Raw genomic sequence first — 13622 nt, 5'->3', positions numbered from 1 at the left:
TCGACAGGCCGGCCGGCGAGGCATAAGCGAAAATGCGTACTCTCCGCCCGGACACCGTCATGACCGTCATCGGCCCCGAGGCCCCGTCGCCTGCGAGCGCCGTCCCCGCCTCGCCGATCGCCTTCCGGCACCGCGACTACCTGCTGTTCTGGATCGCACGGCTGTCGACCACCTTCGCGATCCAGATCGTCTCGGTCGCGGTCGGCTGGCAGATCTATGACATGACCCGCGACCCGTTCGATCTCGGACTGGTCGGGCTGGCGCAGTTCCTGCCGGCCTTCGCGCTGGTGCTCGTCACCGGCCCGACCGCCGACCGGGTGTCGCGACGGCTGATCATGGGCGTCTGCGTCGGCGTCGAGACGCTCGGCGCGCTCGCGCTGGTCGTCCTGACGGTCACGGGCGCGATCTCGGAGCTCGCGATCTTCGCCGTCCTGTTCGGCTTCGGCGTCGCCCGCGCGTTCTTCGCACCGGCGAGTTCGTCGATCGTGCCCAATCTCGTGCCGAAGGAGGCGCTCGCGAACGCGATCACCTGGGCCTCCTCGGCGTGGCAGTTCGCAAGCATCGTCGGCCCGGTCGCGGGCGGACTGCTCTACGGCCTCGGACCGTCCGTCGCCTATGGCGCGGCCGCTGGCCTGCTGGCGCTGTCGGGCGTCCTGATCGCCGCGCTGCGCGCGCCGCAGGCGCGCCAGGCGCTCGATTCGAGCTGGTCCACGCTCGTCGCCGGCTTCGACTACGTGTTCCGCGAGAAGATCGTGCTGGGCGCCATCACGCTCGACCTGTTCGCGGTGCTGCTTGGCGGCGCGATCGCGCTGATGCCGGCGGTCGCCCGCGACGTTCTCGACGTCGGGCCGTGGGGCCTCGGGCTGCTGCGCGCGGCGCCCGGCGTCGGCGCGATCGCCGTGGCCGGAGCGCTCTCCGCCTGGCCGATCCGCGACCATGCCGGCCGCATCATGTTCGCCTGCGTCGGGCTGTTCGGGCTCGCGACCGCCGTGTTCGGCCTTTCGACCACCACCTGGCTGTCCGTCGCAGCGCTTATGGTCATGGGCGCCGCCGACATGGTGAGCGTGACGATCCGCGAGACGCTGCTGCAGCTCTGGACCCCGGACGAGGTGCGCGGACGTGTGAACGCCGTGAACATGATGTTCGTCGGCGCTTCGAACGAGCTCGGCGAATTCCGCGCGGGAGCCATGGCCGCGGTGATCGGCGTCATGCCCGCGATCGTCGCCGGCGGCGTGGGGGCCGTCGCGGTCGCGGGTCTCTGGGCATGGTGGTTTCCGGGGCTTCGGACCGCCCGTTCTCTGGAACGCCGGGAAGACTGAGGCCGGATGTGACAGTGGCCGGGTCCTGCCGGCCCGGCCACTGTCGTCGTCGCGGTGGCGCGCCCCGTCAGGCGCTCGTGAACTTCTGGTCGCCGAGCGGCAGGTCGCGGACGCGCTTGCCGGTCGCCGCGAAGATCGCGTTGGCGAGCGCCGGCGCGAGCGGCGGCACGCCCGGCTCGCCGACGCCGGTCGGCTTCTCGCCGCTCGGGACCATGTGGACCTCGACCTTGGGCATGTCCGTGATGCGGAGAGGCTCGTAGGTGTCGAAGTTGCCCTGCTCCACCTCGCCGTCCGCGAGCGTGATGGCGTTGCGCAGGGCGGCCCCGAGGCCGTAGCCGACGCCGCCCTCGATCTGGGCGCGCACCACGTCCGGATTGACCACGAGCCCGCAGTCGATCGCGGCGACGACGCGGTCGACCTTCACCGAGCCGTCCTTCTGGATCGAGACGTCGACGATCTGCGCCACGTAGGAGGCGAAGCTCTCGTGCACGGCGACGCCGCGGCCCTTACCCTTGCCGAGGCTGTTCGGTCCCTTCCACTCGGCCTTTTCCGCCGCGAGCTTCAGCGCCGCGGTGTGGCGCGGCTTATCCTCCAGCAGCGCGAGCCGGTACTCGACCGGATCCTTGCCCGCGGCGTGGGCGAGCTCGTCGATCACGGACTCGACCGCGTGCGCGGTGTGGGTGTGGCCGACCGAGCGCCACCACAGCACCGGCACGCCGGTCTTGATGGTGGTGAGCTCGACCTTCAGGTTCGGCACGGCGTAGGCGAGGTTCGAAGCGCCTTCGACCGAGGTGTCGTCGACGCCGTCCTTCACCAGCATCGCCTCCATCGCGGTGCCGGTCATGATCGACTGACCGGCGATGCGGTGGTGCCAGGCCACCGGCATGCCGTCCGGCCCGATCGCCGCCTTCACCTTGTGGGCGTACATCGGGCGGTAATAGCCGCCCTTCATGTCGTCCTCGCGGGTCCAGACCAGCTTAATCGGCGTCGTCAGGCCGCTCGCCTTCGCGATCGTGATCGCCTCGGCGATGTAGTCCGAGTTCGGCACCGCGCGGCGGCCGAACGAGCCGCCGGCCCAGACGGTGTCGATGGTGACCTTGTCCATCGGCACGCCCGCGACCTGGGATGCGACCGCGAGATCGATGGACTGGAACTGCGCGCCGGTGGTGATCTTCACCGCGCCGTCCTTCAGCTCGACGCAGGCGTTGAGCGGCTCCATGGCGGCGTGGGCGAGATAGGGGAAGGCGAAGTTCGCCTCGATCACCTTGGCCGCGCCCTTCAGCGCGCCCTCGGCGTCGCCGGCGTTGGTCGCGGTCGCGACGCCGGGCTTGGCGACGGCCTCGCGGCACGCCGCGAGCATCGCCTCCGACCCGCGCGTCTCTGCGCCGGTCTCGTCCCACTCGACCTTCAGCGCGGTGCGGCCCTTGATCGCCGCCCAGGTCGACTTCGCCAGCACCGCCACGCCGTTCGGTATCTGGACGACATGCTCGACGCCCTTGACCTTCTTCGTCTCGGCGTCGTCGAACGACTTCGGCTTGGCGCCGAATTTCGGCGGATGCGCCACCACCGCGACCAGCATGCCCGGGAACTTGAGGTCCTGGGTGTAGATCGCCGTGCCGTCGGTCTTGGAGTCGTTGTCGACGCGGTGGACGCCCTCCTTGCCGATCAGGCGGTAGTCCTTCGGGTCCTTGAACTGGGGCGCCTGCGGGGCCGCGACCGGCTCGGGAGCCGCGCCGGCCTTGTCGGCGAACTGGCCGAACGAACCCTTCTTGCCCGAGGGATGGCTGATGACGCCGCTCTCGACCTTGATCTCGCCGACGGGGACCTTCCACTCATCCGCAGCGGTCTTCACCAGCGCCGCGCGCGCGGTCGCGGCCGCGGTGCGGTACTGGTCCCAGGAGTTGGCGATCGAGGTCGAGCCGCCGGTGCCCTGCGCCTTGAAGGCGAGGTTGGCGTAGAGCTCCGGATTGGCCGGCGCGAACTCGGTGCGGATGGTCGCCCAGTCGGCGTCCATCTCCTCGGCGACGATGGTGGCGAGGCCGGTCGCGACGCCCTGGCCCTTGTCGAGATGCTTGACGATCACCGTCACCGCGCCGTCCGGCGCCACCTTGACGAAGGGGTTGAACTGGACGGGTCCTGTGGCGGCGCCCGCGGGCGTGGCCCGGATGCCGATCATCAGCCCGAGGCCGGCGCCGCCGGCGACCGCGAGGAAGCCGCGGCGGTTGAGGTCGAAGGGCTGGCCCTTGGCGGGAACTCTGGTGGGAGCGTTCATCGGATCAGGCCTCCAGCCGGCGCGAGGCGTCGTGGATCGCCGCACGGATGCGGACATAGGTGGCGCAGCGGCAGACGTTGCCGCTCATGGCCGCGTCGATGTCCTCGTCGGTCGGCTTTTTGTTCTCGGTCAGCAGCGCCGCGGCCGACATCATCTGGCCGGACTGGCAGTAGCCGCACTGCACCACGTCGAGCGCGCGCCAGGCGGCCTGCACGGCCTGCGCCTCCTTGCTGGCGTTCGCGCCCACAAGGCCTTCGATGGTGACGATCTCGGAGTCGCCGACGTCGGCGACGGAGGTGAGGCACGAGCGGACGGGCTGGCCGTCCATGTGCACCGTGCAGGCGCCGCACTGGGCGACGCCGCAGCCGAACTTGGTTCCCGTGAGCCCGATCTCGTCGCGGAGCACCCACAGCAGAGGGGTGTCGTCCTCGACGTCGACCGTGCGCACCTCTCCGTTCACTTTGAGCTTGATCATGATGGCGACCTCGCATGGCGGACCCATCGGTCCGCGTCGCGCCGTCCGTCCGGGGACGGCGCTGGATGGCGGGAGCCTAGACTTAGGTTTGTATCAGTTCCAGATTGCGGCTTGCCTGATCCTCCAATCTTCTTGCCCGAACGCACGCCGCTCGCATCGTCTCACGGGGCTTTGACCGGCGGCAGCGGCTGTTCGAGGATGGTGTGGCGCATAAGATAGCTCAGGCCGTGTCGCCAGGATTCCTCGGTGTTGCCGCGGATGTCGGCGCTGCCCTTGCGCACGACCTCGCCCGTTCGCGCGTCGCGGATTTCGACGTTCAGGTTGAGGATGAGGTTCGACACCTTCTGCACGTAGCCGATGGCGGAGTAGTCGGCGCCGAGCGTCTTCGCGATGCCGGCGGGGCAGGCGCCACAGGTCATGAGCTTCTGGGCGTCGATGTCCTTTTGCGCCGGCGCGACGTCGACCAGTTCGAGCCCCTTCGACGTGAGGAACGTACGCATCTGCTCCGAGACCTGGTCGATCCGACGGAGCTCGTCCGGCCGCGCGGCGCCGCGGATGTCGCCCTCCGCGCTGGTGTCGAGCAGCTCGAACGCGAAGGCCGCGACCTTGATCGGGGCGGCCCAGGCTGGGCCCGCGAGCCCCACGAACGCGGCCGCCGCGAGCGCCGCGCATGTCAGGTCCTTTCGCATCCCGCGTCTCCTTCCGATGGATTGTTGTTGTCGTTCCTCTCTCATGAGGTAGGTCAATACCGGTCTGGCGTCAGCCCCGGTGCCTGTCATCGCCAAACGGCGAGCCGAACATCACAAGCATTGGTTTGAGGAAGCGGACGGGCTCCCTGTAGAACAGGCCTCCGCCCGCGGCTCTCGAAGGACCAACGTCATGCGGCTTCTCATTCTCGGCGCCGGAGGCATCGGCGGATACTACGGCGCGCGTCTGGCGGAGGCCGGCGTCGACGTGACCTTCCTCGTCCGCCCCGCCCGCGCCGAGCGGCTGGCGCGCGACGGGCTGGTGCTGACGAGCCCCCTTGGCGACGTGCGCCGACCGGTCGCCTTGGTGACGCAAGCGTCGGAGACATTCGACGCCGTGCTGCTGTCCTGCAAGGCCTATGACCTCGACAGCGCGATCGACGCCGTGCGTCCCGCCGTCGGGCCCGAGACGCTGGTGCTGCCGCTGCTGAACGGCGTCCGCCATCTCGACACGCTCGACGCCGCCTTCGGGCGCGAGCGGGTGCTCGGCGGCGTCGCCCATATCGGCGTGACCATGGCCGCGGACGGGACCATCCGGCACCTGAACAAGCTGCACCGCTTCGTGCTCGGCCCGCGCGACCCTGCGCAGGCGGCGCGCGCCACGGCGCTCCACGCCGAGCTCCTGAAGGGCGGCTTCGCGCCGGAGCTGAGCGCCGACGTGATGCAGGACATGTGGGAGAAGTTCACGATGCTGGCGACCTTCGCCGGGCTCACCTGCCTGATGCGCGCGCCTGTCGGCGCGATCATGCAGGCGGACGATGGCCCGGCGATCGCGAAGGCGCTGCTCGACGAATGCGCCGCGGTCTCGGCCGCGAACGGCCATGTCCCGCGCGAGGCGTTCCTGGCGCAGAGCCTCGGCATGCTGACCGCCGCCGGCTCGCCCGCCACCGCCTCCATGCTGCGCGACGTCGAGAACGGCGGCCGCACCGAGCACGACCACATCCTCGGCGACCTGCGCGACCGCGGCCGCGCGGCGGGCGTGGCGGTTCCCACGCTCGCGCTCGCCTACGCCCACATGCAGGCCTACGCGGCGCGAAAGGCTGCGGAGGCCGGCTGAGGCCCGTCCGGCGTTACTGGCTGACCGGCTGCCAGATGGCCGTTTCGGCGGTGACCACCGGCTTCGGGAACAGGCCTTCGGCGAAGAAGGCGTCGGCGATCTTCTGCTGCTCGGCGAGGCCGTCCTTCGTCACCGTCGCGACCTGGTAGGAGCGGCGCGCGTTGCCCTGCTCGACCACCGCCGCGTCGATCTTCCAGAGCCCGGCGAGCTGCTCGGCGGCCTCCTTGGGATTGGCCTTCACCCAGGCGCCCTTGGCCTTGAGCTGAGCGACGATGGTTTCCAGCGCCGGCCCGTTGCGCTTCGCGAAGGCCTCGGTCGTGAGATAGTAGCGCTTGTAGCCCGACAGGCCCTCACCGTTCTGAAGCACCTTCGCGCCGGACTGGGCCTGCGTGCTCGCCAGAAACGGGTCCCAAACCACCAGCGCGTCGACATTGCCGCCGATGAAGGCGGCGCGGCCGTCCGCGGGGGTGAGGTAGGCGGGTGTGATCTCCTTGATCGAGACGCCCGCCTTCGTTAGCGCCGCGAGCAGCAGGTAGTGGCTGCCGGCGCCCTTGGTGACGGCGATCTTGCGGCCCTTGAGCTCCGCGACCGAGGTGATCGGCGAGTTCGCAGGCACGAGGATCGCCTGCGCCGCCGGCGAGGCCGCCTCCTCCGCAACATAGGTCAGCTTGGCGCCGGCCGCCTGAGCGAACACAGGCACCGTGTCCGCCACATCGGCGCTGAAGTCCACGTTGCCGGTGTTGAGCGCCTCCAGCAGGGGCAGGCCGCTGGTGAACTCGTGCCAGGTCACCTTGACGTTCTGCTTCGCCAGCGCCGCCTCCAGCTCGCCGCTGGTCTTGAGCAGCGTCGTCAGCGTGGAGGAGCGCTGATAGCCGATGCGGATCGTGTCGTCGGCGCGCGCTCCCGCGACCGTCAGGCCCGACAGCGCGACGGAGACGAAGGCTAGCGCCAGACGGCGGCTGACCGGCCGGAGTGCGGAGCGAAGATGAAGCATGACGTTCCCGTGCGCTTGAGGATCAGGCGCATGGAACGTCGGCCGCACATCAATTGCAACTAAATTCGATCTATTTAATGTACAATCGACGGGCGGCCAGCCATGGCCCTCACATGTGGATGGCGCGGCCCTCGACGGCGAGCGCGGCTTCCTTCACCGCCTCGGCCAGCGTGGGATGGGCGTGGCAGGTGCGGGCGATGTCCTCCGACGAGGCGCCGAACTCCATGGCGATCGCGGCCTCCGCGATCAGGTCGCCGGCGCGGGGGCCGACGATGTGGACGCCGAGCACCTTGTCGGTCTTGGCGTCCGCCAGCACCTTCACGAATCCTTCCGTGGTGCCGTTGGCCTTGGCCCGGCCGTTGGCGGTGAAGGGGAACTTGCCCGCCTTGTAGTCGGCCTTTGCGGCCTTCAGCTCGTCCTCGGTCTTTCCGACCGAGGCCACCTCCGGATAGGTGTAGACCACGCTCGGAATGACGTCGTAGTTCACGTGGCCGGACTTGCCGGCGAGGATCTCGGCGATCGCCACGCCCTCGTCCTCGGCCTTGTGGGCCAGCATCGGGCCGGCGATGACGTCGCCGATGGCGTAGATCCCGTCGACGCTGGTCTTGAAGTGCCCGTCGGTCTTGACCCGGCCGCGCTCGTCCAGCGCGACGCCGGCCTCCTCTAAGCCGAGGCCCGCCGTATAGGGGACACGGCCGATCGCGACCAGCACCACGTCGGCGTCGAGCGTCGCGGCTTCGCCTCCCTTGGCCGGCTCGATCGTGACCTTGAGGCCCTCGCCCGCCTTCTCGGCGCCGGTGACCTTGGAGCCGAGCTTGAACGCCACGCCCTGCTTCTCCAGCAGGCGCTGGAACTGCTTGGCGACGTCGGAGTCCATCCCCGGCAGGATGCGGTCGAGGAACTCGACCACCGTCACCTCCGCGCCGAGGCGGCGCCACACCGAGCCGAGCTCCAGCCCGATCACGCCGGCGCCGACCACCAGCAGCTTGCCCGGAACCTTGGGCAGCGTCAGCGCGCCGGTGGAGGAGACGATGGTCTGCTCGTCGATGTCGAGCCCCTTGAGCTTCGCCACGTCCGAGCCGGTCGCGATGACGATGCTCTTGGTCTGAATCGTCTTCGCTTCGCCGCTTTCGGGCGTGACCTCGACCTTGCCGGACCCAAGGATCTTCCCCGTTCCGTGGAAGGCGTCGATCTTGTTCTTCTTCAGCAGGAACTCGACGCCCTTGGTGTTGCCCGTGACGCCCTCGTCCTTGAACGCCATCATGGCCGGCAGGTCGAGCTCGGGCGCGGACACCTTGATGCCGAGCTTGCCGAACTTGTGGCCCGCCTCCTCGAACAGCTCGGAGGCGTGCAGCAGCGCCTTGGACGGGATGCATCCGACGTTCAGGCAGGTGCCGCCATGGGTGGCGCGCTTCTCCACCACGGCGACCTTGAGGCCCAGCTGGGCCGCGCGGATGGCGCAGACATAGCCGCCGGGGCCGGTTCCGATGACGATGAGGTCGTAGGCGCCAGTGTTGTCAGCCATGTCTCAGTTCCGATTCTTCCTGGATCGTTCATGTCGGGGCGGAGCGGGGCTCCGGGCGGCGGCCCCGTCGAACTCGCGCCGGATGAGCTTCGACTGGATCGAGAGCGTCCAGCGGTTGAAGGCGAAGATCGCGAGCGACAGTCCGACGAGCCACGGCAGGATGTCGATCAGGCCCTGAACGGTGCGGTCGTGGTCGGCGGCGTCGAACGCGAAGATCACCGCCACCACCGCCATGCCGAGCGCCGCCGCGACGGACTGCCGGTCGAGGGACTTCCTGCGCGCCGCGATCGCGGCGGCGACTTCGGGCGCGTCCGCCGTCATCGGTCGTCACGCGCGATGCGCCAGGACGACAGCACGTCGGGATTGACCACCAGTTCGCCGGTCGCGCGTAGCCGGTACTCGCCTGGCTGCGCCACGCCGAACCAGCCGAGCGCCGGAGGCATCACCAGGCTCTCGCCCTCGCGATCGCCCTCGCAGGCGATCGCGATCCCGTCGGCCCGGTCCGCCGAGACGATCCGGCCGTGGTACTGGCCGAGCCGTTCGCCCTCGCCGTCGGCGAAGATCACGCCGACGAGCGCGTACTTGCCGACGAGCCACGCGCCCGCCTCCTGGTCCCAGGGCTCGGGAAACGGGTCCCCGGACGGGACGAAGCGCGGCGGGGGCGGCTGCAAGGCGTCAGCCTCAGAGGTCCATCACGAGGCGCGACGGATCCTCGAGGCTTTCCTTGACGCGCACGAGGAAGGTCACCGCCTCCTTGCCGTCGACCACGCGGTGGTCGTAGCTCAGCGCCAGATACATCATCGGCCGGACCTCGACCTTGCCGCCGATCGCCATCGGCCGCTCCTGGATCTTGTGCATGCCCAGAATGCCCGACTGCGGCGCGTTCAGGATCGGGGTCGACATCAGCGAGCCGTAGATGCCGCCGTTGGTGATCGTGAAGGTGCCGCCCTGCATCTCCTCGATGCCGAGCTTGCCGTCGCGGGCGCGCCTGCCGAAGTCCGTGATCTTCTTCTCGATCCCGGCGAGGCCGAGCGCGTCGGCGTCGCGCACCACCGGCACCACGAGGCCCTTGTCCGTGCCGACGGCGATGCCGACGTGGTAGTAGTTCTTGTAGACGAGGTCGGTCCCGTCGATCTCGGCGTTCACCGCCGGGATGTCCTTCAGGGCCTGGATCACCGCCTTCACGAAGAAGCCCATGAAGCCCAGCTTCACGCCGTGCTTTTTCTCGAACACGTCCTTGTACTTCGCGCGCAACGCCATGACCTCGGTCATGTCGACCTCGTTGAAGGTCGTCAGCATGGCGGCGGTGTTCTGGGCGTCCTTGAGGCGGCGCGCGATGGTCTGGCGCAGCTTCGTCAGCTTGACGCGCTCCTCGCGGGCGGCGTCGTCCGGCGCGGACGGCGCGCGCGCCTGAACGGCGGGCTGCGGCGCCGGAGCCTTCGCGCCGCCCTCGACCGCGATCAGCATATCGCCCTTGGTCACCCGGCTGTCCTTGCCGGTGCCCTGCACGCCCGCCGGATCGACGCCGCTCTCGGCCGCGATGCGCCGCACCGCGGGACCGGAATCCGCCGCCGCGCCGCCGTTGGCCTTCAGCGCCTCCTTGGGCTTGGTCTCGTTGGCGTCGTCCTTGATGGCGGGCGCGGGAGCCTTCACCGGCTCGGCCGGCTTGGACTCGGCCTTCGGCGCGGGCGCCGCGCCGTCGCCGGCCTCGATCGAGCCCAGCAGCGCGTCGACGCCGACCGTGTCGCCCTCGTTCGCCTCGATCGCGCCGAGGACGCCGGCGGCGGGCGCCGGCACTTCAAGCGTCACCTTGTCGGTCTCGAGCTCGACGACCGGCTCGTCGGCCGCGACCGCCTCGCCCGGCTTCTTGAACCACCGGCCGATCGTGGCTTCGGTCACGGATTCGCCGAGCGTCGGCACGCGGATTTCGGTCGCCATCGAAGTCTCCCATGGAGCAGGCTCCTCCGCCCGCTCGCTCAGTTCGTCACGTCGTCAGTTCGGTCCCGCCCGGCGGCTCACGCGCCGAGCGCGTCGTTCAGGAAGGCCTGCAGCTGCGCCAGATGCTTGGACATCAGGCCGGTCGCGGTGGCGGCCGACGCGGGACGGCCGGCGTAGCGCGGCCGCTTCGCGGCGAGGCCCGCCGTGTTCATCGCCCACTCCACATAGGACTCCGCGAAGTTCCAGGCGCCCATGTTCTTGGGCTCCTCCTGGCACCACACCACCTCGGCGTTCTTGAACCGCGACAGCTCGTTGGTCAGCGCCTTGGCCGGGAACGGGTAGAGCTGCTCCACGCGCAGGACGTAGACGTCGTCGACGCCGCGCTTCTCGCGCTCCTCCAGCAGGTCGTAATAGACCTTGCCCGAGCACAGCACGACGCGGCGGATCTCGGCGTCCGGCTTGAGCGCGAGCGTCGAGCCCGGGCTGAGCTGGGCGTCGTCCCACAGCAGCCGGTGGAACGAGGTCCCCGCCTCCATCATCGACAGCGGCGACACCGCCCGCTTGTGGCGGAGCAGCGACTTCGGCGTCATCAGGATCAGCGGCTTGCGGAAGTCGCGGACGAGCTGGCGGCGCAGGATGTGGAAGTAGTTCGCCGGCGTCGTGCAGTTCGCGACCTGCATGTTGTCCTCGGCGCACATCTGGAGATAGCGCTCCAGACGGGCGGAGGAGTGCTCCGGCCCCTGCCCCTCATAGCCGTGCGGCAGCAGCATCACGAGGCCGGACATGCGCAGCCACTTGCGCTCGCCCGACGACAGGAACTGATCGACGATCACCTGCGCGCCATTGGCGAAGTCGCCGAACTGCGCCTCCCACAGCGTCAGCGCGTTCGGCTCGGCCAGCGTGTAGCCGTACTCGAAGCCGAGCACCGCCTCTTCCGAGAGCATCGAGTTGATGACCTCGAACGGTGCCTGGTCGTCGCCAAGCGCGTTGAGCGGCACGGCGCGGGCTTCGGTCTCCTGATCGACCAGCACCGCGTGGCGCTGGCTGAAGGTGCCGCGCTCCACGTCCTGGCCGGACAGACGCACCGGCTTGCCGTCGAGGAGCAAGGAGCCGAAGGCGAGCGCCTCGGCCATCGCCCAGTCGATCCCCTCGCCGGTCTCCGTCATCTTGCGCCGGTTCTCGAGCAGGCGCTGGATGGTGCGGTGGGCCTTGAAGCCCTCCGGCAGCGTCGTGAGCTTCTGGCCGAGTTCCTTCAGGCGTTCGGCCTCGACGCCGGTCTTGCCGCGGCGCGCGTCGTCGACGTCCTTCGACGCCTTCATCCCGGACCAGCGGCCGTCGAGCCAGTCGGCTTTGTTCGGCTTGTAGGCCTGCCCGCTCTCGTACTCGCCGTCGAGCCGCGCGCGGAAGGCGGCGCGGATCTCGTCGACCTCGCCCGGCTTGATCACGCCTTCGCCCTCGAGGCGCCGGGCATAGGTCTCCAGCGTCGTCGGGTGGCTGCGGATCTTCTTGTACATCAGCGGCTGGGTGAAGGCCGGCTCGTCGCCTTCGTTATGGCCGAAGCGCCGATAGCAGAAGATGTCGATCACGACCGGCTTGTGGAACTTCTGCCGGAACTCGGTCGCGATCTTGGCCGCGAAGGTCACCGCCTCCGGGTCGTCGCCGTTCACGTGGAAGATCGGCGCCTCGATCATCTTGGCGACGTCGGACGGATAGGGCGACGAGCGCGCGTAGCGCGGGCTGGTGGTGAAGCCGATCTGATTGTTGATGATGACGTGGATCGAGCCGCCGGTGCGGTGCCCCTTCAGGCCCGAGAGGCCGAAGCACTCCGCGACCACGCCCTGGCCAGCGAAGGCGGCGTCGCCATGGATCAGCAGCGGCATCACGCGGGTGCGGTCGCCGTCCTTCCACTGGTCCTGCTTGGCGCGCACCTTGCCCAGCACCACCGGGTCGACGATCTCGAGATGCGACGGGTTGGCGGTCAGCGACAGGTGGACGGTGTTGCCGTCGAACTCGCGGTCGGACGAGGCGCCGAGATGGTACTTGACGTCGCCCGAGCCCTCGACCTCGTCCGGCGTCCAGGAGCCGCCCTTGAACTCGTGGAAGATCGCCCGGTGCGGCTTGCCGAGCACCTGGGCGAGGATGTTGAGGCGGCCGCGATGGGCCATGCCGAACACGATCTCGCGCACGCCGAGCGCGCCGCCGCGCTTGATGATCTGCTCCAGCGCCGGGACGATGGACTCGCCGCCGTCGAGGCCGAAGCGCTTGGTGCCGGTGTACTTGACGTCGAGGAACTTCTCGAAGCCCTCGGCCTCCACCAGCTTGGTCAGGATCGCCTTCTTGCCCTCGGGGGTGAAGGCCACGCCCTTGTCCGGCCCCTCGATGCGCTCCTGGATCCAGGCCTTCTCGCCCGGCTCCGAGATGTGCATGAACTCGACGCCGAGCGTGCCGCAATAGGTGCGCTTCAGGATGGCGAGCATCTCGCGCACGGTCGCGTATTCGAGGCCGAGCACGTGGTCGATGAAGATCTTGCGGTCGAGGTCGGCGTCCGAGAAGCCGTAGGAGGCCGGGTCGAGCTCCTCCTGCGCCGGACGCCGCTCGATCTTGAGCGGATCGAGATCGGCGGCGAGATGCCCGCGGATGCGGTAGGCGCGGATCATCATCAGCGCGCGGGTGGAGTCCCGCGTCGCGGCCCGGATCTGCTCGGGGCTAAGCGCCTCGCCCTTCGCGGCCGCCTTGGCCTTCAGCTTCTCGCCGACCACGATCTCGGCCGCGCCCCAGTCGCCGTCGAGCGCGGAGACCAGCTCGCCGTTCGCCGGCACGGGCCAGTTCGGCTTCTCCCATGACGGCCCCTCGGCCGTCTTGGCGACCGCCTCGGAGGCGTCGCCGAGATCCTCGAAGAAGGCGCGCCACTGCGGGTCGACCGAGGACGGATCCTTCAGGTAGCGGGCCTGCAAGTCCTCGATATAGGCGGCGTTTCCGCCCCAGAGAAAGGAGGTGCGGGAGAAAGCCTCGTTCGCCGCCTGGCGTGACATCGGATAAGACCTTGCGTTGTTTTCGGAGCCCGTCCCGGAAGCAGATATAGGGACGGCGGTTCTGGATTGAACGACCGGAACGCGACTTCAGTATGATGTCGTGGCGACGCAAGAACGGCGCCGCCGCGGGTTGAGATTCAGCCCCTGAGCATATCGACGAGAGTTTTTCCGAGCCGTGCGGGGGATGGGGAGACGCGGATCCCGGCCTCCTCCATGGCGGCGATCTTGTCCTCGGCTCCGCCCTTGCCGCCGGAGATGATCGCG

11 protein-coding genes and 1 pseudogene are annotated in these 13622 nt (G+C 69.3%); 2 read left to right on the top strand and 10 right to left on the bottom strand.

Annotated elements, in window-relative coordinates:
- Nucleotides 1-59: 59 nt before the first annotated feature.
- Nucleotides 60-1319: an MFS transporter gene (locus tag ACFSCV_RS08410; protein WP_378798861.1), complete on the top strand. Its 1260-nt coding sequence runs from the start codon at nucleotides 60-62 to the stop codon at nucleotides 1317-1319.
- Nucleotides 1320-1386: 67 nt separating this feature from the next.
- Here ACFSCV_RS08410 and ACFSCV_RS08405 read toward each other — a convergent pair whose 3' ends face one another.
- The 3 genes from ACFSCV_RS08405 to ACFSCV_RS08395 form a co-directional block, all read right to left on the bottom strand.
- Nucleotides 1387-3591: a xanthine dehydrogenase family protein molybdopterin-binding subunit gene (locus ACFSCV_RS08405; protein WP_378798859.1), complete on the bottom strand. Its 2205-nt coding sequence runs from the start codon at nucleotides 3589-3591 to the stop codon at nucleotides 1387-1389.
- Between the two features lie 4 nt (nucleotides 3592-3595).
- Nucleotides 3596-4066 (bottom strand): (2Fe-2S)-binding protein, encoded by a 471-nt coding sequence (locus ACFSCV_RS08400; protein ID WP_271200933.1) that lies wholly within the window; start codon nucleotides 4064-4066, stop codon nucleotides 3596-3598.
- 161 nt (nucleotides 4067-4227) lie between these two features.
- Nucleotides 4228-4755, bottom strand: coding sequence for a DUF3280 domain-containing protein (locus ACFSCV_RS08395; protein WP_378798856.1), 528 nt, complete (start codon nucleotides 4753-4755; stop codon nucleotides 4228-4230).
- A 190-nt stretch (nucleotides 4756-4945) separates the two neighbouring features.
- Between ACFSCV_RS08395 and panE the strand changes: the two genes are divergently transcribed.
- A complete protein-coding gene (gene panE / locus ACFSCV_RS08390) occupies nucleotides 4946-5869 on the top strand; it encodes a 2-dehydropantoate 2-reductase (protein ID WP_378798854.1) in 924 nt (307 codons plus the stop codon).
- 13 nt (nucleotides 5870-5882) lie between these two features.
- On the opposite strand, the gene ACFSCV_RS08385 is transcribed toward panE, so the two are convergent.
- The 7 genes and pseudogenes from ACFSCV_RS08385 to ACFSCV_RS08355 form a co-directional block, all read right to left on the bottom strand.
- Entirely contained in the window at nucleotides 5883-6863 is a 981-nt protein-coding gene (locus tag ACFSCV_RS08385; RefSeq protein WP_378798852.1) for an aliphatic sulfonate ABC transporter substrate-binding protein, read from the bottom strand.
- A gap of 109 nt (nucleotides 6864-6972) precedes the next feature.
- Nucleotides 6973-8388, bottom strand: a complete 1416-nt coding sequence (gene lpdA / locus ACFSCV_RS08380) for a dihydrolipoyl dehydrogenase (RefSeq protein WP_378798850.1) — start codon at nucleotides 8386-8388, stop codon at nucleotides 6973-6975.
- A gap of 3 nt (nucleotides 8389-8391) precedes the next feature.
- Nucleotides 8392-8709 carry a hypothetical protein gene (locus tag ACFSCV_RS08375; RefSeq protein WP_378798848.1) on the bottom strand — a complete coding sequence of 106 codons (318 nt, stop codon included), beginning with the start codon at nucleotides 8707-8709 and terminating at the stop codon, nucleotides 8392-8394.
- Nucleotides 8706-9059 (bottom strand): hypothetical protein, encoded by a 354-nt coding sequence (locus ACFSCV_RS08370; protein WP_378798846.1) that lies wholly within the window; start codon nucleotides 9057-9059, stop codon nucleotides 8706-8708. The genes ACFSCV_RS08375 and ACFSCV_RS08370 overlap by 4 nt, the downstream gene beginning before the upstream one ends.
- Nucleotides 9060-9069: 10 nt before the next feature.
- Nucleotides 9070-10326: a 2-oxoglutarate dehydrogenase complex dihydrolipoyllysine-residue succinyltransferase gene (gene odhB / locus ACFSCV_RS08365; RefSeq protein WP_378798844.1), complete on the bottom strand. Its 1257-nt coding sequence runs from the start codon at nucleotides 10324-10326 to the stop codon at nucleotides 9070-9072.
- Between the two features lie 77 nt (nucleotides 10327-10403).
- Nucleotides 10404-13358: a 2-oxoglutarate dehydrogenase E1 component gene (locus ACFSCV_RS08360; protein WP_378798842.1), complete on the bottom strand. Its 2955-nt coding sequence runs from the start codon at nucleotides 13356-13358 to the stop codon at nucleotides 10404-10406.
- Between the two features lie 137 nt (nucleotides 13359-13495).
- Nucleotides 13496-13622, bottom strand: a pseudogene (locus ACFSCV_RS08355) (succinate--CoA ligase subunit alpha); the annotation flags it as partial.

This window comes from Methylopila henanensis, assembly GCF_042681025.1.
GTDB classification, from domain to species: domain Bacteria; phylum Pseudomonadota; class Alphaproteobacteria; order Rhizobiales; family Methylopilaceae; genus Methylopila; species Methylopila henanensis.
This window is presented reverse-complemented; position numbering and strand designations above follow the sequence as displayed.